Source organism: uncultured Thiodictyon sp. (assembly GCA_903837595.1).
Classification (GTDB): Bacteria; Pseudomonadota; Gammaproteobacteria; order Chromatiales; family Chromatiaceae; genus Thiodictyon.
This window is the reverse complement of sequence record CAILVI010000250.1, coordinates 1-21,127: the sequence shown is the minus strand read 5'-3', so window position 1 is coordinate 21,127 and position 21,127 is coordinate 1. Positions and strand designations below refer to the sequence as shown.

Below are 21,127 nucleotides of genomic sequence, written 5' to 3'. Positions count from 1 at the left end.
ACACGACCGCGGGGTTACGTGTTGTCGATAGGGCGGGCCGCACTGCGGTGCGGCGCTCCCGGCTAAGGTTCGCCGGTGAAGCCCATTCCGGCACTTCCCCAGGGCCAGTCCTCCGGTGTCTTGACCAACCCCGCCTTCACCGGATTCATCCGGATGTAATGCCGCGCCGCGGCCAGGTGTTGGTCATTGCGGATGTAGCGGTCCCAATAGTCGCGCTCCCAGACCCGCCCATGGACCGCTGTGCCCGCCCCGCTGGGACTGCGCAAGCGGTTGATGAACCGCGCCGTGAAATTCTTCCAGGACAAGACGATGGTCGCCAAGGCGATCCCCGGCAGGGATTCGATGAGTACAAGGCAGTGATTGGGCATTACCACCCATTCCAACAGGCGGTAGCGGGTGCCGTCGAAGTGCAGCCAGGTGTCGAGGATGCATTCGGCCACCGCTGGTTCGCGCAGGATGCAGGAACCGTGGCCGGCGTCGAGATAGTCCTCGATCAGCCGGCGCACTGCGCTGTCACGGGTCTTGGGATCGGTGATCTCGCGGCGGATGTCGGCTTGCATGCGCTCCAGGACTTGGGTGGGGAGTGAGTCGTTCAGGCGGTAGGCGATCGACTGGATGACCTGGGAGGAGTCGCAGTGGGGGAGGTAGCCGCGGGAGTACCAGCCGCGGGGCTTGGGGGGCGCTTTTTTTGCTGCGAGCGCATCCCGGCTGGGAGGTTCGCCGCACTGGGGTGCGGCGCTCCCGGGGGTGCTTGCGATCGTCATCGCATGTCCCCGCTTTTCGCGGGCGTTGCCGCTCCGCCCCCCAGTTCCGCCCGGTAGGTGCGAAGCGCCTGCCGCAGGGTCGGCAGATAACGGTCCGCCAGGAAGTCCTGCGGGAGTTGCAGCCGGTCCAGTTCGCGCATGACCGCCCGGCCCTGGCCGGCGATCACCAACTCGGCACCGCGCAGGTGCAGCTCGTCGCGCACCTCCTGGAGTGCGTCCAGCCCAGTCACGTCCATGTCGGTGATGGGCAGGATGTCGAGCACGAACCACTTGAGCGCCGGCCCGCCCGCGGTGATGGCCTTGAGTGCCTCACGCTTGAAATAGGGGGCGTTGAAGAAGACCAGCGCGGAGTGGAAGCGCCACAGCACCAGCCCGGGGATGGTCTGGGCGGCCGGCTCCTCGTCCGTGTCATGGAAACCGGCCTGCCCTTTGATCAACCCCAGTTGCGCCACCCGGGGTCGCGCGGTGGATTTCACGAAGCGCAGCAGGGCCAGGACCACGCAGATCAGGATGGCATTGATGGCCCCCACCCAGACCACCCCAAAGGTCGCGAGCAGGCACAGGCCCAGTTCGTGTCTGTCCAGGCGCCAGAAGCGCTTGAGTGAGGCGAAGTCCATCAGGGAGACCGAGGCCTTGATCAGCACGGCGGCCAGCGCGGCGATCGGGACAAACCGCAGTGGCTCGGTGAGAAAGACCAGCACCAGGGCGATCACCGCCGCCGAGACGATGCCGGTGAGCTGGGTGCGCCCGCCGGCCGCGTCGCTCATGGCGGTGCGCGAGTCCGCGCCGCTGATCGCAAAGCCCTGGGTGAGGGCCGAGGCGATATTGGCCGCGCCCAAGGCGGTGAATTCACGGTCGACGTCGATCTCGTAGTGGTTCTTGGCCGCAAAGCTGCGGGCGGTCAGCATGGTGCTGGTGAAGCTCATCAGGGCGATACCGGCCGCGCTGGCCAGGATCTCAGGGGCCAGGTCGAGCGGGAACGCCGGCAGGCCGAAGGCCGGCAGACCGGCCGGTACCGCGCCGACCACCGCGACCCCCTGGGCGTCCAGGCCGCCCAGCGCGACCACCAGTGCGGCCGCGACGATGGCGACCAGGGCCACCGGCAGGCGTGGCAGCCAGCGGGGCAAAAGGATCAGCACGGCCCCGGTGGCGGCGGACAGGGCCAGGGTCGGCCAGTGGGTGGCGCCGAACTGATGGAGGAACTCCAGCGTCCGCGGGATGATGCCCGGGGCGTCGAGCGTGAGGCCGCAGAGCTTACCGACCTGACCGAGGATGATGTGCAGTGCAATGCCGTTTAAGAAGCCCACCAGGATGGGGCGGGAGAGAAAGTCCGCCAGCGCCCCCAGGCGCAATTGGCTGGCGGCGATGCAGAGCACCCCCGCGACCAGGGTGAGCGCCATGGAGAGCGACAGATACAGCGCCGGGTCGCCCCCGGCCAGCGGGGCCACGCTGGCCGCGATCAGGGCGCAGGTGGCCGCGTCCGGCCCCACCACCAATTGGCGGGAGGTGCCGAACAGCGCATAGACCAGCAGGGGCAACATGCTGGAATACAGCCCGATCACCGGATCGAACCCGGCGAGCTGCGCATAGGCCACCCCCACCGGCAGGGCCACCGCGGCCACCGACAGTCCGGCGATCAGGTCATGGGGCAGGTCCCGGGGCCGGTAGCGTGCGAGCGTCGTCACCCCGGGCGCCCAGCGCCCGAGCGTCTCCAGCCAGGGCGGTCCGGGCGTCGTGTTCATGGTTTGTGTGCTCGGCCTCTTGATGTCAACGGGTGACGCGATTCTTCCGGGAGCAGCTGGTGGTGGCAAGCGGATTTGGCCGCTGGGGAACGCCGCACCGGATCTGCACACCGCGGATGAGGCTTCAGTCCGCGACTTGCACGCGGGTTTACGTTGCCGGGTGGTCACGCTCTGGCTAGGATGGCCGAAGGCGGGTCGCCACCTTGACGTTCTACCGTGAAAGTCAGGCTGGAACCCGGTGGGAGCGGCTTCAGCCGCGACGCAACCTCGCAAGCTACCATGGCCTCGTCGCGGCTGAAGCCGCTCCCACGGGGAATTTCATCGTCCCCGGTGGCTGGTCTTGCTGCCATGGCCGTTAGCCGGACCAGGGTCGCGCAGATCCGATGTCGACCGGCTTAAGCCTCGACCTGTCTGCTGGTGGCTGGAACGACGAGCAAGGGCGGCGTCGCTTACCAATAAGGTGGACTATAGCAATGACCTATCCAATCGTTACGAGTGTTCCTGGTCGCCGGGCCGCGCACCGACTGCGCCCGCGTCTCGCCGCTGCCCTGTGCCTCGCGCTGGCCATGCCGCCACTCGCCCTCCAGGCCGAAGCAGTGCCGCGCGACGCCATGCTGGCCGCCCATAACCGGGTGCGTGCCGAGGTCGGGGTGGCGCCGCTGCAATGGTCTGCCGCACTGGCGGGTAGCGCCCAGGAGTGGGCGGATACGCTGGCCACCCGCAATGGGTGCGCCATGAAGCACAGTGCCGGCCCCCTGGGTGAAAACCTCTACTGGGCCAGTCCACTGCGCTTCTCCGACGGTCGTCAACAGCCGCAGTCGATCGAGCCTGAAAAGGTGGCTGGCTCCTGGGCCGGGGAACGGCGCTTTTATCGGCCCGCGACCAACGACTGCGCCGCGGGCCAGGTCTGCGGGCACTACACCCAGATGGTCTGGCGTGCGACCACCCAGGTCGGTTGCGCCTATCGCGTCTGCGCCAATGATGAACAGGTGTGGGTGTGTCAGTACCGCCCGGCCGGGAATATCATCGGCCGGCCGCCTTATTGAGCGCGGGCCTTTCCGGCCAGCGGGTGCAAAACAAGCGCGGCGCGACAGAAAACAGAAACTCCCTCATAAACAGACCGGCCGGTCAACGCTATCACGACACAGACCTAGCCTTTTGCATCGCGTATCTTACTTGATAAGCGGCGCCAATCTGCTCCCTCTTCCCGTCTCAATTTGCTGTATTCACGACGCACATTGGTGTGCCACGCATATGTCGTTAGCGCGGTCGGATCGACGGGGTATCCGAGTCGACCACGGTCCGCGAACTCATGCGCCGCAAGCCAGGCGTCTATCTGTGCGCGTGTAACCTTTTCATTCAGGTCCTTGAGCGCCTTTTCCACGGACCTATTTCGTTCATCGTCGCTGAGAAATCCGATGTCCTTCTCCAGCCGCACCCGCAGCCGATCTGGCGTGATGCGTACGCTGCCCATTCCCAGCGGCCGGCCGAGTCCGAGCTTATGGGCATAGTGTTCCGCCTTCGCCCCCACTTTGAGCAGATGGGGCTGTAGCACTGCCAGCAATGCGCCCAGCTCCCAAGCGCGTAAGCGCGCGAACCGGATGGCGAACTTGAACCTGGTCTGGGGCGCGCAGATGAAACGGGCCAGGGTGGACTGATCGGATGTGATGTCGTCGCCGCTTGCCTCGATATCCTTGGTCGCGACGGTTGCCTGATGCCGGTAAAACTTGCGTCCGGCGAGCTCCCCACCAGCATCATTCGGATGATCGCCGTAGGTCACCAGGGCTTTATTTTCTTCGGGTTGACGAAGATACATCTCCCACGCCGATGGTTTAGGCTGGCCAAGGATTTTCAATGGTATGCAATAGCCGTTGCTTGCCTCGCCGAGGAATTCGCTCACTGCGTGGTTGAACGCGATCCGGCCGGCGAGGCGCTCGAATACACCTTTGCCGATCCGGTTCGTATCATTGTCATGGACATAGCCGAATAGCAGTCTCGCTCCGGTCAGTTCCTCTGGTGCGATGTCTTTGCACTCCTGCGCGCCGACCGGTAGCTGTTCGCATGCCATTGGCGTCAGGCAGGCACGCGGTCCATTTCGCTTACGTACCGATGAGGTGTACGCCCAACGGTAACGAAAATGGTGCCCGCAGGAGACCACCTTGGAGTCTTTCGTGACCTTACCCGCGGCGTTGGTCTCAAGTTCCACATAGATGAGTTGTCCGGGTGAAAATTCGGCGTGCTTCTTTACGCTCTTGGCAACCTGCTCGACCTCGACATCCAGAGGATGTGCAGTCAAATGACCGACTTTGTTGTCCGCCAGGACCTTATCCTGATCCCGCAGATAGCGCTGATATAGCTGGGCCGTGAGTTCCAGCCGACAAGCGGCTTGGTGAGGAACCAGAGCCAGGTCATAGGTGAAGGGACCCCGACAATTCGTCGGGTCATGTTTCTTGCAAACATAACGACCCTTGGCGTCTTCGTTGTCCCTTTTTTGGAAAGCCGCCGCCAGAAGACCTTCTCCGTCGATTCCGCCCCTATAGATCGCAAGGCGATGGTTGAGGGGCACGGACGCGCTTGACCGGATCAGATGATTCCTTTCCCGTTCAACCCCCTTGATCTGCCCTGAGATGATGCCGTTGGATGACGCACAGCGGATAATGGCCTCCGCCTCTTTTCGGACAAATAACGCGTCACGTGCATCGGCGAATACCTCGATTTCCCATCCGCCATTCTTATGTGCACTCACCAGTGCCGGGCGGACCACGTACTTTTCCTTGACACCGAATTTATTAAAATCGAGATTCGGGCGGTAGCTGAAGTGGTGCTCTGCCACCCGCTCCATCGGCGCCGCAGTCAACGCGCCCAGGCTGTGGCGAATCATACCCTTCAACGCGGTGCCGGCAATGACTACGCGACCGTCGGGCAGGCGCAGCGGCTCCGCGACCTGTTTCTTCTTATCCAGGGCACCGAAGGCATGTTTATCGAGCTTTTCCCGATCTGCATGACCGACCTCGTACCTCATATTACCGGGCAGCAGCGGCGTCAGGGCTTCGAGCTCGCAAAGGATTTCGCCGCTGAGCAGATCACCGCCGCTGGAGCCATCGTGCCAGACAGGTGCCCCGGTTACCGTTTGACCCAGGTCTATGTGGACAAACCCATAGGGCAGCACGGTGCGCGCGTTAGCCTGCATCTCACGATTCCCCGGCGGCGACGCTCCCGGAGAAGCGGTCGATATGGTCCCAGCCGGCTTGACGTCGAACGCCTCTTGCTGTCCCGGCTTCCGGCCGGGACGCAACTGAAATTCAACGGCATTCCCTTCCTGCAGACCGTCGAATCGATGCCCACGGGCAACACCGCTGCAGTGAAAAAAATACTCTTCGGGGCGGTCTGCTGAGCGGATAAAACCGAAGCCGTTATCGGCATGCAGTTTCTTGATGGTACCCTTAGGCATCGGTATGCTCCTGTGGCTTGATGGTCAGACGCCATGCGACGAGCCGGCCCTGTTGCCGATATTCGACGGCAAACAATTCCTTAATGGCCGATCCGTGCTCCAAGCCGAAACGGTGGAGGTCGCGCAGGGTATGAACTGGCATTTTCGAGCACGCGACACGGGATTCACTGCGGCCTTCGGTATGCTCTTCGATCCGCGCCCAGACACAGCCGCCCCCATCGCGGGCAACGACATGCAGCGCCGATGTGGCCCAGAACAGACGTGCCTCGGCGAGCGGCAGGTCAGCGAGCCATGGCGGCATCCCGCGGACCAAGGGCTCAAAGCCGCTGCGGCGGCCCGTGTCGTTCGTCACGTCGACGCTAAGCGGGTCCGGGTCGGCCCACGCCAGCAGCGGCGTGTCTTCCTGCCCCTTCTCTTTGATGAAGTCGGCAACACCGCGGAACTCTTCCGTGCCGTGGCTGACGACGAGTATGCACTGGCTCTCAGTCATTTCAGTTCCTCCAGCAAGCTGAGGTCGGGGATCGTCCAACGCAGCCAGCCATGGCCGCGCCACTGGCTGCCGCCTATGCCAATCTGTCCCGCTTTGGCCAAGTCGAGCAGGTCCTTCAGTGCCGCTCGCTCCCCGGGGTCGGCGCCTTCGATCACCATCTTCCAGGCGAAGCTCCCATGCATTACCGCCACCCGGTCGAACTTGGCGGAGCCGTATGCACCGCCCGCGAACTCGTCCTCGGCGTGATGCTGGAGCCAGGCAAGCTGAACCGGACCTTCCTCGGGAAGTGCGTCCCTGATCAGCAGCTTTGCGCCTTTCTCAACGGTCCCGAACAAAGTCTTGACCACCTGCGGGTCATCCTCCCCCCGTGCCCTCAGCAATCTTTCCAGGGCATGGCGCAGCGGGCCGCGCAGGCTGGACCCGGGGATGTAGGGCAGGCGCCTGACCTTCTGATCGGCGTCTCGTTGCTCAAAGGTGACGATGGCAAAGTCAGGGTCGAACGCCTCCGCCGGGTCTTTCTGCCCGTCGGGCGCGAGAAAACGCTCGTCCCAGGCGGCCGCCAGTTCCTCGGTGGCATGACCGCCGATCGACAGGCTGTCGATGCCGTAATCGTCCTCGTGCGCTCCGGCGCTCACCGAGCCGGTGATCTCGATCCAACCTGGCAGTTGGCCCGCCGTTGCATCGACCCGCTCACGCAGCGACGAGAAATGCTTTTCGATATAGGCCGGATAATCATCGGCCGCTTTGGCGCAGGGCCAGGTATCGAGAGACGCGTCAGTCAGCCGATATTCATACAGGTCGTCCAGCCGCATCCAGCCGAGGCCGCGCGCCACCTCGCGGCCCAGCAGGCAGCGACCGGCGGCCCAGTGGCCAAGCGCCTCCCGTGCCTGCTGCGCCGCGTCCGGGTCGCGCCTGGTATCCACTTCGAGCAGGAAGGGCCAGCGGGTCCCGGGGGGGAGGGTCTCCACATTGAACAGCGCACCGGTGGCCGCCGCGCCGGTGCGCGAGTCGATGGCGACGTGCTGCCGATAGGCCGGCCTGGTCCCGGCCGCCGGATGGCTATTGAAGAAACGCCAGACCGATGGTTGGCGACCATCCTGGCTGCCGGAGATGGTCAGGGGAACCTGACTCCCCAGCGACCGGCGCAGGGTCGCGATCAGGGCGCCGGCCAGGCCGGTGCCGCGCAGCGTCGGGCGGCCCAAGCCATTCCGGCAAAAAGGGCTGTCCACGGTCGTGTCAGGGTCATCGGTGCCGCCGACGCTCAGGAAGGACTCCTGCACCAAGGTGCCAACGAATAGGGTCCGATAGTCACCGTTCATCCGCGATTCTCCTTCTCGAATGGGACGCGCCATTGGACCAGGTAGGAGATCAGTTGGCGCTTCTCGCCCGGATTGCTGAGCCGTCCGAGCTCCTCTTTCAGCTTCAAAGGTTGGAAGGCGCTCCACGCCTTGCCCCCTTGCGGACGGCGCTGCGGAGCGGTGGTGATTTCATTCAACAAGGCATCCAATTGACCGTCAGTCTCCGCGGCCAGGGCACGCTCCCTCAACCATTGCAACTGGCTCAGGCTGGGACCCCCGGTCTTGATCTTGCCTGACAGTTGGCGGGCAATTGCAAGCAGTTCCTCCCTCCGGTTCGTGGGCGGATCGGCCTTCGGTGGCTTACGCCTGCCGATCTCCGCAACCGGCTGCGCATCGATCAGAAACCGCCCGCAACCCTCGCGCACGCGTTCGCCGAGGGCCGACTTGTCGGCGAGCAACCTGGCGAGCATCGCGCTGCCGGGTCCCTTGATGCGCCAGCACGAGCCCCGACGCAGTGCCAGGGCCGGGGCACGCTGCAATCCGCTGACGGCGTTGAAGCCGTGAATCGCCTCCGACTCGACCGCCTTCTTATCAATCACCCAGGCCGCCTGTTGCTCGACCCCGGCCAAGGCGCACAGCCGATCGATATCGAGATCATCGAGAAAGCCCAGGGACTCCCCGCGGACGATCAGATCGCTCACCAGGGTGAGTGTCCAGTCGTCGGTGAAGGTCGTGGTCCCGGGGTCTTGCCCCTGGACCACGCCAACCGACTCGACGATCGCCGGCTGTCCGGCCCGGCCGATCCCCAGCCAATCGCCACCGCAGAGCAGCGGCGCGAAGGCACCGAGGAAATCCCGGGCGGTCGCCTCATCGTCAAAGCGCAATTCTGCCTGGAAGCGGGTGTCCTCAGCGATCTCTTCCATGCTGAACAGGTTGGCATCTTTGCCCGAGTCACGCTCCGGGGTCGCATTGCGCAACCGCACGCTCATCGTCGGGTTATAGCGCAACCAGGGTCCGGTGTCCCCGGAGCGGCACAGATACTCGTGCGCCCCGGGACGCTTGGGCTTTTCGTCCGTCATCGGCTCCTTGTCGAGGCGGTCGAACTCCGGGGCGGCAGGGGACCGGCCGGCCCACCAGGGGATGTCCGGGCCATCGGCCCGCGGCTTTTCAGTCAGGATGGACAGCGGGATAGGGAGGACGGTATCGACCACCGAGGTGCCTTCAGGCAATGGCAACGCATCGCCCACCGACACCCGCTCGAATAGCGCCAGACTGTCCGGCCGACCGTTGTGGATCGCCCAGGCGATCAGCGCCCCCCGCAGCGTCTGACCGCGGATGAAGGAGTGGCTGCGGATCAGGTTGCCGGGATGCCCGGTGGCCGGCAGACACAGTGGCTCCAGATTGCGCAGTACGAGGCGCAGGCGCGTGCCGGTGGCGTTTGTCAGTGACTGGCCGGGGTTGATGGTGATCGGCTGCCAATCGAGCTTCACCAGCCCGCTGCCGCGGTTGCGCTCACCGCCGATGCGGTCGACGCGGTTCAGCAGGCGCTCGAGCAACGGTTGGAGGCTGGCATCCGCCAGCCGCAACTGGGCAAGGAAACGCGTACCCGCCGCCACGTGTTCGACAAAGCGCAGCGTATCCTCCTCCGGGGCGCGACCGCCATCGACGCGCTTGGTCGAACCCCAGACCAAGGTCGCGCCACCTGCGCTCACGCGCAAGGAGGTCATGCGCAGGGCGCCCCGGGTGCTGCCCGGCGTTCCGAGCAGATGGTTCAACTCCTCTTTCGTTGCCTTACCGAAGGAGACCAGGTCCATGCCGGCCTCGCGCAGGAGTCCCTTGAAGTGACTCACACGGATCACTGGCCGACCATGGCGGTCACGCTGCACCAGCGCATCGATGTCGCCGCTGCCGGTGCCGGTGCCGGTATGCAGGTCCTCGAGCGCCTCGACCTCGAGCCGGATGAACAGTGGCGATGCGGCTAGCTCAGTCATTTTTCTTGCTCCCGAGGCCGGCGATCTCACGGATACCGATGATGTCGAGTGCACGGGTCGCGTACATCGCGCCGCTGCCTACTCCAAGGGGTTCCCAGAGCTTTCCCTCGGCCCAGCCCAATTGCGTTTGAACGTCTTTCGGGAGTCTGGCGAAGGCCATTTCTCCCATCAGCCGGCCACCCTCGCAGGCGCCGCGCAGACCGCGCAGTGGCGAGCGTGCCGCCTTGCCTTCCTCGCGGGCGTCGAGTCTGCGGGCCGCGGTACTCAGACCTTCGAGACCGCCCGCACCAGAGACCCGATAGGGCCGGCCGGTCAGGAGCAGGGTCTCTTCCTTGTCGCCGACGGTATAAGCCACTTGCTCCCCCTGCCGACGGGCCTCGGCGACCCCCTCGAACCATGAGGGGGTGACCACCTGCCAATCGATGACGGAGGTCTTGTCGGCATCGGGCAGTGCCCGATAGAGCCGCTTGGCACTGGAGGCCAGGCTCTCCGCCAATTCGTGCAGCCGATGCAGCGGATAGCTCTGCTGCGCGATGGCGATGCCGATCGCTACATTCAGGGGCGGGCCGTCGGCCAGTCGATACTCGGTGAGTTCGCGGGCATAGCGCTCGCCGAATTCGAGCGCCTGATTGGCCCGGCAGAGCAACAGCAGGTCGTCGCCGCCAAGCATCAGGATCTCATAGGGGCGCTTCCCGTTCTGCGTGGTGAAGGTGCCGGTCAGGGCGGCCACCACGGCCCGGCGTACGGCAACGCGCATACTGTGGAAGAAGGCCTCGCCGTGGGCCTCCTGGTCGATCGGGTCGTCGCTCGGTGCCTTTTTCTTCCACGCGTTATAGCGCTTACCAATGCCGTTGCCGTCGGCGTGGATGAGCGCCAGATAGCCGCCGGCGGCGAGCTGCGCCAGGTCATCCGGTTCGCTCCAATGCCGGGCCTTGTCCGGATAGAGGGCGGAGCGCATCAGGCCGATGATGTCCTTGGTGCCGCCCGCGTAGAACCTGTCCCCCCACTGCTGGCGATGCGTGACCGAGCGCGCCTGCCAGCGTTCCTTTTCCTGTTCCGATGCCGGCCCTCTGCCGGTCTCCTGGCAGACCTGCAATACGGGCAGGTCCATCAACTGGGTCTCCCGCGGACCGGCTTTCCGTTCGAGGCTCACCTCGTAGAGCACACCGGGCAGCCGTTGCGCCAATTGCTCTTCCGCTGCATGCAGGAAGTCCCGGGCCGCCGGCTCGTTCTCGAAGACCGCGATGAAATGCCCGCCGTCGCGGGCGAGGATGCCCTTGCCATAGAGTGCGGCCGGATCGTCTGGATCGACGGTCGCGTGCAGGGGGTCATCCGGATACTCTTCGCCCAAGCCCGCTGGCCAGTCCAGAGGCTTCCCCCTTGAACCGATCAACTTGGGTAATTCGTGTCGCATCGTCTGCCCGATCAGGGCATTGGCGCCGAGCATGGCCCTGAGTCGTGGCACCTCGAAAATGAAGGTCTGCACACGCTTGAGACTGATTTCGAGCTTGACCATGGCCATTTATCCCTCGATCACCCGGTTCAATACGTCCTTCAAATGTCCTGAGACGGCCGCAGTCAGGTCAGTCTCCCCGAGAGCAGTCAACAGGCTTGACGCCTTGGTAGCGGAGAGAAAATTCTGTCCGAACGGTTTGTCGACGGCATCGATCAATCCGGAATTTTTCATGCACCGCTTAACGTCGTCCAGATCGACAAGTTCACTTGGGCCATGCACGAGAAGATTCCTGAATCTTTGCGGCTCGCCATTGTAAGCCAGCCGCATCTCGTCAAGCGCTTTGGCCGCGCTTGATTGTCCGCCGACGCGTTGTTTGAGCCAGTGAGGCCAGCTCCACATCAACCTACGCACGCGATGGTGGTCCCGCCCCTTGGAGTTTCGTTCAAGGAGCCCCTCAGTAAATAAGATGTGCTCCGGGAGCAAGGCGCCCACCAGACAGTCATAACCGCGGTCCGGTTGCAATCCGAGTTCACGGATGCGGGCGTCCCCTGCGATCAGCTCCCAAGTTGACGATTCAATGAGCGTAGCCAGCCGTTTCAACGCCCCGGCGACATCTCCCATACACAGGAAGACCTCGATCTGGCAGGCCGTCAGGGCGAAGGGTGGAAGTTGGCGACCTTTGATAGTCAAGCGGGTGCCCGAGAGCTCCAGCAGCGGCCCCAGCCCGTCGCGGACCTGCCTCGCCCACGGCAGATTCGCGGCCCGGCTCGCCAAACCATAGGCACCCGCGTACTCGCCATTGCGCAGTGCCTCGGCACAGTGAAAGCGCAGCGTCTCCCGTTCCGCCACGCGGGTGTCGTAGTTCAACGGGGCCGCCGTGGCCGGCCCGCGCTCCGGCTGGTCGAGCAGACTGACATTGGATTGACCGACGCAGGTGGCGGGCACCCGCTCGATGAGCGGCTTGAGCGGCGGCATACCGCCGCTGGTGGTCACCGCGATCTGCCGGGCGGCGCCGGGGGCCGGGTTCCAGGCCTGGATGGCGGCGCTCAGGCGGCTCACCACCTGCTCCTGCGCGGAGCTGTCTTCCATCGCCTCGTCACCGGCCAGGATGTCCACCCAGGTGCTGGTGCCTGGCACGAGTCGCCCCGGCACCTGGCCCTGACCGTCGACCCAGTCCAGCCCAAGCCGCTCCGCCAGGCATTTCGCCACGAGTGGACCGGAGCCAACGGGTTCCCACGGGGCCTCCGTGAAACCGTCCGCGCGGCGGGTATTCAGTACGAGGACGGTGACTGGGTTGCCGGCGAATGTTTCGCGTGCGACGGGCAGCAGCGCCTCCACCTTCGGACAGTAAAGTGGCAGTTGCGTCTCGCCTTGGTTCGGTAGCGTGTCCGCCTGGCCGCAGATGCGGTAAGCCGGGTCCTGGGTGTGCCGGAGGTGCTGGATCGATGCCAGAAAGTCCTCGCCCTCCTGCTCGAATACGAGCCGCAGCTCACGCGCCAGGTCGCGGTTGATGGCCTTGGGCAGGGTATTGTCGAACCGGACCTGCCCGTGGCGCATCAGGGCCAGCAGCCCTTCATGCACGGCGCGCACGCCCGCCCGCCCGACCTCGAAGCGCTGCGGACCGATCCACTGGCCGTAGTCGTCCTTGCTCCAGACCGGAAACTGCACGTCGCTCACACCGACCGAGATGATCCACAACCAAGCCATCTTTATCCCCTCCAGACAGACAGTTCATTGCAGTGGGATCAACTCGATCCCGCCAAAGCCCTTATCGGCGTTCTCGCCGCCACCGCAGGTCGCAAGCAGGCTCAACCAGGGCAGCACGGCCGCGTCCACACTCAGGATGGCGTGGCCGCTCCAGGTCAACGACTCGAAGACGCAAGCGTTGCCACGGCTGCCCATCGCCAGCGGCGTTGCTTCGATATCCACTTGCTCGACGCGTAGCCCTTTCGGCAACAAGGCATCGGCGACATGGTGGGCGAGGTGCCCGCCCAAACGCTGCCAGACCCCCTCTTGTGCGCACAGGGCGGTCAGCTTGTGGGCACGGGTGCGCATGGCCTTGCACAGTTCATGCGCCACCGCGGCGGCATCGGGACTCAGGATCGCCGAGCGGGCGTTCTTGCGCACCAGCCACGGGGTGACGAATGCCAAGTGCCAGCGCGTGGCACCGGTGAGCTCCAGGTCGGCGAGCGTCGCGACGGCGAGTGGTCTTGCCCCATTGAGGCGATGGCGCTCACGCAGGCAGCGCGCCGCCCAGCCGAGCGCACGGCGGGCGGTTGCTCCAAGCGCGACGAGCCGAAGTTCTCCCAGGGTGGGCCGCCACTGTACCGAGAGCGTGGCCATCCGCCATTTCAGCGCACCTCCCCCGATATTCACGGGAAACAGTGCATCGGCGCGGCAGCGGCCGTCGGGCTGAGCGCAGGAGTGGCCTGACTTGGCGCAGATCTGATCCACACCAGCGGCACAATGCTCCAGCCAGGCCCGCGACCGCAGGGTGTCGCTAAGAACCGTCAGTCCGAGGCCAGGTGGCAAGGCGCCGGCGGGATAGCGCAGCACCCCCGCGGGCAGGTCACGCCACAAGGCCGCCAGATCGCGCGCCCCGCGCACTTCGGGGATGTGCTCAGGGCGGCCCATCCAACCCCTCCACCACCGTGCTCCAGCCGCGCAGATCGAGCGGTGCATTGAGAATCGCCGAGACCGTCTGCGGGCTGATGCCCAGCAACTCGCCAACCTCCTTCTGGCTGCGTCCCTCGGCCACCGCGCGGCGGACGATGACGGTGCGGATCACCTTCAATACATTGTCCAGTGTGTGCCGGTTCGGTCCGAAGTCCATTCCGGCCAACACCTGGCACGCCTCCGCGAGCAGTTCCCGCGTGTCCCGCAGCTGTTTGGCCTGCACATAGGCCGTCCGCTGCGGGTGCGCACCCGGACTGCGGACGGCGGTCGTGGCCAGCAGCGACTTGAGGTCGTGCAGATTGTGGGGGTAGAGATCAGTCAACAGCTCATACTGGAGGCGCTCTTTGACCTTGCCATCGAGCGCACCCAATTGCCGGACCAGGGCCTCGCCGAGCTCGACGACATCCGCGCGGGAGCCCAGCGCCGGGAGTTCGACGTGGGCCGCCCCCCGGAGCCCATCGCGTACCAGCACCGCCAACGGGACGGCCGGCGGCCGATCGGTCCGGAACGTGGCCGCAACGGCCATATCGGGCCGCTCGGCGGCGAGCAGCGCCAGGCCACGCAAGGCCGCCGGCGGCCAGGTGTCCAGACGGTGGATCAGCAGGGTGGCTCCCGCCGGCAACTCAGGGGGCGCCGCCGGCTCCAGCCAATGGGCCACGTCGCCCCCGCGCCAGATGGCAAATTGCCGGCAGGCATGCCATTTGCCGCTGCCCGCCGGCCCCTGCACCACCAGCCGCTGGGGTAATTTCCGGTTGCTGGCCGCCTTGTGGAGCGCCGCGTAGGCGGCCTGCACCGGCGGGTCGTCTACGATGGTATCGGGCAGCAGCGTCCGTCGCGCCTTGTCGGACAGCGGCACTGTTCCACGCGTTCGCTCATTAAGCCGTCGGTCGCGTGCCGCCAGCACATAGGGCGGGCGCACTTCGCGCACACCTTGCTCGCGCGAGGTCTCGATCAGCCGCACCTTGTCCAGCCGCAGGCAGTTGGCGGCGAGCAGCAAGGTGGATTGCATCGCCCAGGTGCCCGAACTGACGTGAAAGACGATCTCGTCGGCCCGCTCGGGTCCAGAGATCGGGATGGCCGCCCACACCTGTTCGTAGAGCGCGTTCAGATCGGTCGGCCCGTCGGGTAGCACGACCGCGTGGCGCTCGACCGTGAGCCCGTCCAGCCCGAGCCCCGGCACCTGGCCACGCAGGGCCTCGCAGAAGTGGGCGCGATCACTCCTGCCGGCACGGTCGTCGTCAAGCAGCAAGAGGCGCGTGCGGGCCGGCGGTATGTGGGGTTGAAGCGAGGCAAGCCCCCGCAACAGGCGCCGGATAGGACTGAGGTTGTCGCCCTGGGGCTCAAGGAAGTCCAGATCGGTCTTGCCGATGAATGAGAGTACGAGGCGGGTCGGGTGCTTGGCCATGGTCGTTCAGGAGAAAAAATAATCGGAAATGGTGCCGTCGCCCAGGCGTAGTGCCGCTTCACCGGGTGGTTCCGGCATCAGCGGCGCCTTTTCCGGCGTGGGCATGCCGACGGCGTATTCGAGCAGCATGCGCGCGAGAAAGCGCTCGGACGGATCACGGCGGCGGATGGCCGCCAGCACGTCTTTGACCCTGGTGGCGTCCCGGTCCCCGCGCCCGGCGTCGTGATCGAGATCGCGTTCGGCCTGCTCGCCCGGGTAGTTCAGCGCGGCCAGCAACTCCCCGCGCCGGGGCACGGCCCGCAGCTCCACCAACAGGGCCATCCAATCCCGCCAGCGGATCAGCGGGTCGGGCAGGTCCAGCCGCCCCGGCTGATAGAGGCGGGCGAAGCTGCGCCGCACCACCTGGCCCAGGGCCGCGGCGTCGTTCGGATGGCACAACAGACAGTCGTGGATACTGCCGATCTCGGTCAGGCCGCGTGCTTGGGCGTCCAGCAGGGTCATTGCCAGGTGGGTTGCGTCCAGGCTATGGATCAGGTTGGGCAGCAAGGCGTCCTGCTGCTTGAGCGGATCGACGGTGCCAGCCAGCCGCTGCACGTCGATCCGTACCACCTTCGACCCGAGACGCGCGGTGGCGCTCGTTCCCTTCAGCGCGAACTTGTCCTGGCAGACCGGGAAACCGAGCGGAGACTGCCACAGCAGTGGCAGCCCCGCACAGTCTTTGGTGCCCGCGGCGGCTTTGGCGGTCTTCTTCAGCCAACCGGAAAATGCGTTGACCGAGGGATAGCGTGCCGCGAGCACGGCATGCAGATGCCCGACGATCGCCAGCGCGACATAGGCGGCAAAGGTGCGTTTCTGCTGCCACTCGGTGCCTGCCGAGAGCGTGGCCAGCTCGTCGGTGCCGCGAAAGGCCGCCCTGCGCGATGCAGCGAACAGACCCTTGGTGCTCGTGGCGACGAAGACGCGGCGGGCCTGGTCCTGCTCCTTCCAGGCCAGGAGCTCATCGAGCTCAGACTGCGCCGGTGGTGCCTTCAGCCATTGTTGCTCGAATGCGTCCGCGATCGCCTCGAGTACATGGGGCGCTTGCGCCCCCCGGCTCGCACCGTACGGGATGGTCATCACCACCTTCTTCGCGGTCTCGCGGTTCACCCAGGCGCGCCGCAGCGGGGACGCGGCCAGCCAGGCGTCGGCCAGTTCGAGTCCGCGGCGATGCACGGCATCCCCCCGCCCCAGGTGGAGGCACCCCAGGGCCGCCCCGGCCGCCGTGGCCAGCTCACTGTAGATATCCCCCGGCAGGCCATCCGCACTTGGCAGCACATTCACCGCGCGCGCCAGCTCGGCATCGCCCATCAGCGCGGCGATATGCTGCAGGCCATTACAGGTGCCGTCGATCTGCACCGGCAGGTGCACTGGGGCCGCGGGGTCCCGCGTCCACTGCCTATAGGCGAGACAGAAGGCGAGGAATTGCATCGGCTTGCCGGACACCTGCCGCCAGAATGGCTCGGTCAGCGGCGATCCGGCACTGGCCAGGATCTCGGCCTCATGCGCCACCACCCAGCGCTCGCGCTCCTCCAGAGTGACCACCTCCCGCCCGGCGATCTTCAGGTCCTCCAGCAGGCGCCGGCGCCGCACGAGATTGGCCCCATGCCGCCGCAGTGCGCATACACCCGCCGGGGAGAGCACCCGGCCACGGGGAAATTCGAACAGCGCCCGCTGCAGGTCTCCGCCCTGAGGCGTCAGCCAGGGTGTCTCCGCATAGATGCGCCCGCGGTAATCGGCCTTCCACGGGAGATAGAAGATCACCGGCGCGGCGTCCGGTTCGGCCGGGCATAGCGCCTTGACCACGCGGTCTGCCAGCGGACTGTCCAGGAATTCGCCGGGACGCTCGATCTTGGCGCGCGTGCCGGACTTGACCGGGGCGTAGAACGCTTCATGCACCCAGGCACGCAGTTCTGCCGGGGCGTCCGTGTCGCCCTTGGCGGTGGGGTCCGGTTCGGCCTTGCCGCCGCCGATCGCGATCAGGCGGCGCGCCCAGTGCAACAGGTCGCGGTTGATCCGCCAGGGTACCGCCTGCTGGATGTTCACCGCCTCGACATAGCGCAGGAACTCCGGCGCGCGCTGCGCTGCCTCGGTGGCGTCGGCCTGGAGCCGGCGCAGAAAGGCGTTGCTGCGGCGGTAGCCGATCAGATCGACGCGGAAATAATTTTGCTCGTCGCCCTCCGCCGGACCCGGGTCGCCGGGCCGGTAAGCGACCGGCTGCTTCAAGGGCTGCACGGTGAACCTGAAGGGCAGCGCGGTCAGCAGGCGCTCGATGCGCTGCGCCAGCGCCGGCTGAAGCAGTGCAATGTACTTTTGCGTATAGGGTCGGCCGTTCCGGGACCTGGTCTCGCCGGTGCGAACGGCGAACCAGTCGCCCAATACCGCGAGCAGCGTGTCGAGCAGGACGGCCGCGATCAGGCGCAGGTCCTCGGCCTTGGCCGTCTCGTCGGTGCGGTCATTGCGCAGCCAGTGCCAGGCGGCTTGTCGCAGCAGGGCGGTCAGCGCCCCTAACACATGCGGGTAATCCGCCTGCCAGCCCGCGGAGCCCGGCGTCAGGGTTTCGTCATCCGCCCCGCGGTCGTCCTCCGCCGTGTCGTCATCAGCCCCATTCGGTGACTCGACCCACTGCAGCGCCAGCGCGGCGCACAACGCGTGAACGCCGAGGCAGAAAGCGTCGCTGACCGTCTTCGGTACCTCGTCTTTCTCCGACGCGGCGGCGGAGCTCTCCAATACGTTCGCGGGAAACAGGGCGGCCCACAAGCTCTGAGCCGCGGGCCTTGAGTCCGGCGCGACGAACCCCGCGGACAGCGCCTTCGCGAACGCGAGCAGCGCCTGGTCATAAGACGGCCCCGCCGCTGCCGCCGCATCTCCGAACAGCTCACGCTGGATCGCCTGCGCCAGCGCTTGGCGCAACGCACCCTGCCGCGACTCGCCCGGAGCGAGCTCGCCGAACTGCGAGGCTGAAGAAATCCATAGAGAGACGCTCATGCCGAACACCTCACATACCGTCGCTAGGTGAGGGGATTATCCGGATCTATCGCGGTGTAAGCAACATAAAACCGTCTCGGTCTCACGGCTGTCCACGCCGGCCCTTCAGCCGGCGGCTGCGGCGTCTCTCTGCACGGCTGCTTTCAATAGCACAACTCAAGCCCATCCCCGGCAGCTAAGGTGCGCAAGCGATAACCAGATCATCGCTGAAAGTCCCGACCTGCTTGTCTTTCAGCCGGTATACCGCGGTGTAGCGCCGCAACTCGGGCGCGCCCATATGAAGTAACGGGCGGTCATCCACGAAAGGCGAGGCCATCACATGGGCCAGCAAGACCCAGTCCTCATCGCCTTCGCGTTTACAGTAGAGATTGATGCCGTCGCTCTCACGCTTGGTGAAAGTCAAGACGAGCACACCGGCGGTCTGATCGATCGCGGCCAAGTCGGGTTTGGCGGCGGTGAGATCGACCAGGTGTTGAGGCCCTTCGATCCCGAGCACATCACCCTGTGCCTGGGTATAACCGCGATGCGCCTTGATCTGCCGGACCAGCGCCCGGAATTCAAGCTCCAGATGACGACGACTGGCGTTCTTTTCTGTCGTCGCCCCCTTGGATGCCGCAGCGGCCTTGCTGGCCAAGGCGATCTTGGCCTCAAAGTCCGCGGCTGCTGCGATGACGGGAGTCACATCCTCTTGCCTGACCCCATAAGTCTGGAAGTCAGACATCAAGGTTGAGGTGGCACGCGCCACCGCAACCGCGAGGTCACTGTCTTTATTGGGGAGAAAATCGACTTTTGCCATGTTGGCATTCTCCTTTCAGACGATGCTGGAGTGCTGGCGGCGCTCCCTCGCCTGTGCCCAGGATCGCGGCGGGTCGTTCGCCCTGGAATCACACCATTGCAGAACGGAGCCATTGCCTTCCAGGACGCGCGGGTGCCATTTCGGGATGCACCGGTACCATTCCATGATCCAGTCGTACCATTCCAAGACTCACCCAGAGGGACGAAGGTTTCGACCGTGCGGCGGCGGGGCTCAGACGTGTGGTTCCAGAGTCCAACCGTGCGGTTTCAGAGCGCAACCGTACGGTTGGAGCGCAACACCATGTGAACCCTATGTAACACGATGAGATATCTCGTCTTATGGTGCTTTGGGTGAGTCTTGGAATGGTGCGGTTACAGAGCGCAGACGTGCGCGGACAGACTGTCGACGTACCGCCGCGGTGTTCATCCGTGCCGGGCCATTCTCCGCGCCTACGGCCCCACGCCCGGTTGGTACGATTTCAGTCTGGCGCGGCTTCCGGCGAAACCCCAGTGGTGCGACATCAGCTTCACCCGCCATGGCTGAACCACCCGACGGCGCGTCTCGCCTCTGCACCCTCCTAAAATCCCTTGCGGGTGTCGCCATGACAATTGGCCTCGCGGCGATCTATCCGCGGCATGGACTGGTTAAGTTCGCCTGGGGGTTCGCCGCGAAGCGGTCTTGCCATGCAACAAGTCTAGTACAACTGGGAGCAAAAACCAGGTTAAATCCCACGTTCTTTCTGGCAATTGATAAGCATCGCCCGGATGGGTTAAATCATTCTCAAGTGTCGGGGTAAGAGCGGTCCTCCGGGTCGCGATGGTTCGGTCCGGGAGGCGATGGCCGGGGTAGCCTTGATCATATACCGGCCACGGATTCCACCGCGGCTGCATCCAGGCTACGACTGCAATACGTACCGAATACTTTTACCATCTCACTGGGGTGCGGCGTTCCCAGGAATGCGGCGCTTCGCGCCTAATGCATCAGTGGGATGAGCACGGCCTCTCTGCACGGCTGCTTCCCATAGCACAACACAAGACGACCATCGTCATTCCTGCCACCAGCACACAGGAGGTCGAGGCTTTAGCGGGTCCGGCGTGCAAACACCACTGATTGCTCGGCCTTGATCATCTTGCCGGCCGTCCCGGCGTTTAGGTCGACCTCCAGGCCGTCTGGGAGCGCCGCACCCCAGTGCGGCGAGACCTCGCAAACACCCCCAGTGCTGCAGCTTACGGCGAGGCCGGGCCGCACTGGGGTGCGGCGCTCCCAGCGGGGCACACTGTGCTTCGCGCCCGATGCCTCAGTGGCCGCAACGATGATCACGGCCTCCATGCACGGCTGCTTTCAATAGCGCAGGAGAACAATCATGGCATTCGGTCTGTTTCCAGCGTGTCTCTGCACGGCTGCTTTCAATAGCGTGTTCGGTGTCGAGTGGGATCGGTCTCCGTTTCCAGCGTGTCTCTGCACGGCTGCTTTCAATAGCAGACCCGCAAATATAAGGCGATCTCACGCGAGTTTCCAGCGTGTCTCTCCACGGCTGCTTTCAATAGCTCGACCTCAGCCCGAAAGAGCGTACTGAGTCGTTTCCAGCGTGTCTCTGCACGGCATCTTCAATAGCGCGTTACGACCTTGATAAAAATCCCAGCCCGGTCCCAGCTAGCAAGACCTGGACCGCTTGGCGCAACGCAGCCCGCCGCGACTCGCCCGGAGCGAGTTCGGCGAACTGGAAGGCTGAAATAATCCATAGAGAGACGCTCATGCCCAACACCTGACGTACCGTCGCTAGGTCAGGGGATTATCGGCATCTATCGCGTTGTAAGCAACATAAAATCGTCTGGCTCTTGCGGCTGTCCGCGCCGGCCTGCGGCACCGGGTCGTCAGCCAGCGGCTTCGGCGTGTCTCTGCGCGGGCACTTGGTCATTGTTGCCACCGCTGCTCCAGCTTTTCGCACTGGAGGTCGAGGCTTTACCGTGAAAGTCGCGCCGGGAGCGCGCTCCACCTCTCCCTCCCCCCGTGTGGGGGAGGGCCGGGGAGGGG

At 65.1% G+C, this 21,127-nt stretch carries 14 protein-coding genes; 1 reads left to right on the top strand and 13 read right to left on the bottom strand.

The features are described 5' to 3' along the window. Positions 1–62: 62 nt before the first annotated feature. Both QZY44_RS13730 and QZY44_RS13725 read right to left on the bottom strand, forming a co-directional pair. Positions 63–764 (bottom strand): transposase, encoded by a 702-nt coding sequence (locus tag QZY44_RS13730; protein WP_295447127.1) that lies wholly within the window; start codon positions 762–764, stop codon positions 63–65. After that, the gene (locus QZY44_RS13725; RefSeq protein ID WP_295447125.1) at positions 761–2,506 is read right to left on the bottom strand and encodes a SulP family inorganic anion transporter; all 1,746 of its coding nucleotides are present in this window, start codon (positions 2,504–2,506) and stop codon (positions 761–763) included. Before QZY44_RS13725 ends, QZY44_RS13730 begins: the two co-directional genes overlap by 4 nt. 473 nt (positions 2,507–2,979) lie before the next feature. On the opposite strand from QZY44_RS13725, the gene QZY44_RS13720 reads away from it, so the two are divergent. Then, positions 2,980–3,552 (top strand): CAP domain-containing protein, encoded by a 573-nt coding sequence (locus QZY44_RS13720; protein ID WP_295447124.1) that lies wholly within the window; start codon positions 2,980–2,982, stop codon positions 3,550–3,552. A 104-nt stretch (positions 3,553–3,656) separates the two neighbouring features. On the opposite strand, the gene QZY44_RS13715 is transcribed toward QZY44_RS13720, so the two are convergent. The 11 genes from QZY44_RS13715 to QZY44_RS13665 form a co-directional block, all read right to left on the bottom strand. Further along, the gene (locus QZY44_RS13715) at positions 3,657–5,957 is read right to left on the bottom strand and encodes a TIGR03986 family CRISPR-associated RAMP protein (protein WP_295447122.1); all 2,301 of its coding nucleotides are present in this window, start codon (positions 5,955–5,957) and stop codon (positions 3,657–3,659) included. Continuing rightward, entirely contained in the window at positions 5,950–6,447 is a 498-nt protein-coding gene (locus QZY44_RS13710) for a hypothetical protein (RefSeq protein WP_295447120.1), read from the bottom strand. Before QZY44_RS13710 ends, QZY44_RS13715 begins: the two co-directional genes overlap by 8 nt. Continuing rightward, positions 6,444–7,766, bottom strand: coding sequence for an RAMP superfamily CRISPR-associated protein (locus QZY44_RS13705; protein ID WP_295447118.1), 1,323 nt, complete (start codon positions 7,764–7,766; stop codon positions 6,444–6,446). The genes QZY44_RS13710 and QZY44_RS13705 overlap by 4 nt, the downstream gene beginning before the upstream one ends. Then, the gene (locus tag QZY44_RS13700; protein WP_295447116.1) at positions 7,763–9,736 is read right to left on the bottom strand and encodes an RAMP superfamily CRISPR-associated protein; all 1,974 of its coding nucleotides are present in this window, start codon (positions 9,734–9,736) and stop codon (positions 7,763–7,765) included. The genes QZY44_RS13705 and QZY44_RS13700 overlap by 4 nt, the downstream gene beginning before the upstream one ends. Then, positions 9,729–11,252: a hypothetical protein gene (locus tag QZY44_RS13695; RefSeq protein WP_295447114.1), complete on the bottom strand. Its 1,524-nt coding sequence runs from the start codon at positions 11,250–11,252 to the stop codon at positions 9,729–9,731. The genes QZY44_RS13700 and QZY44_RS13695 overlap by 8 nt, the downstream gene beginning before the upstream one ends. A 6-nt stretch (positions 11,253–11,258) precedes the next feature. Beyond that, a complete protein-coding gene (locus QZY44_RS13690) occupies positions 11,259–12,899 on the bottom strand; it encodes a hypothetical protein (protein ID WP_295447112.1) in 1,641 nt (546 codons plus the stop codon). Between the two features lie 24 nt (positions 12,900–12,923). Then, the gene (locus tag QZY44_RS13685; protein WP_295447110.1) at positions 12,924–13,826 is read right to left on the bottom strand and encodes a hypothetical protein; all 903 of its coding nucleotides are present in this window, start codon (positions 13,824–13,826) and stop codon (positions 12,924–12,926) included. Beyond that, positions 13,813–15,273 (bottom strand): hypothetical protein, encoded by a 1,461-nt coding sequence (locus QZY44_RS13680; RefSeq protein WP_295447108.1) that lies wholly within the window; start codon positions 15,271–15,273, stop codon positions 13,813–13,815. Before QZY44_RS13680 ends, QZY44_RS13685 begins: the two co-directional genes overlap by 14 nt. Before the next feature lie 6 nt (positions 15,274–15,279). Beyond that, positions 15,280–18,297 carry a DNA-directed RNA polymerase gene (locus QZY44_RS13675; RefSeq protein ID WP_295447107.1) on the bottom strand — a complete coding sequence of 1,006 codons (3,018 nt, stop codon included), beginning with the start codon at positions 18,295–18,297 and terminating at the stop codon, positions 15,280–15,282. A 175-nt stretch (positions 18,298–18,472) separates the two neighbouring features. After that, a complete protein-coding gene (locus QZY44_RS13670) occupies positions 18,473–19,093 on the bottom strand; it encodes a hypothetical protein (protein ID WP_295447106.1) in 621 nt (206 codons plus the stop codon). Between the two features lie 1,080 nt (positions 19,094–20,173). Next, positions 20,174–20,422 carry a hypothetical protein gene (locus tag QZY44_RS13665; protein WP_295447104.1) on the bottom strand — a complete coding sequence of 83 codons (249 nt, stop codon included), beginning with the start codon at positions 20,420–20,422 and terminating at the stop codon, positions 20,174–20,176. Between the last annotated feature and the right edge of the window lie 705 nt (positions 20,423–21,127).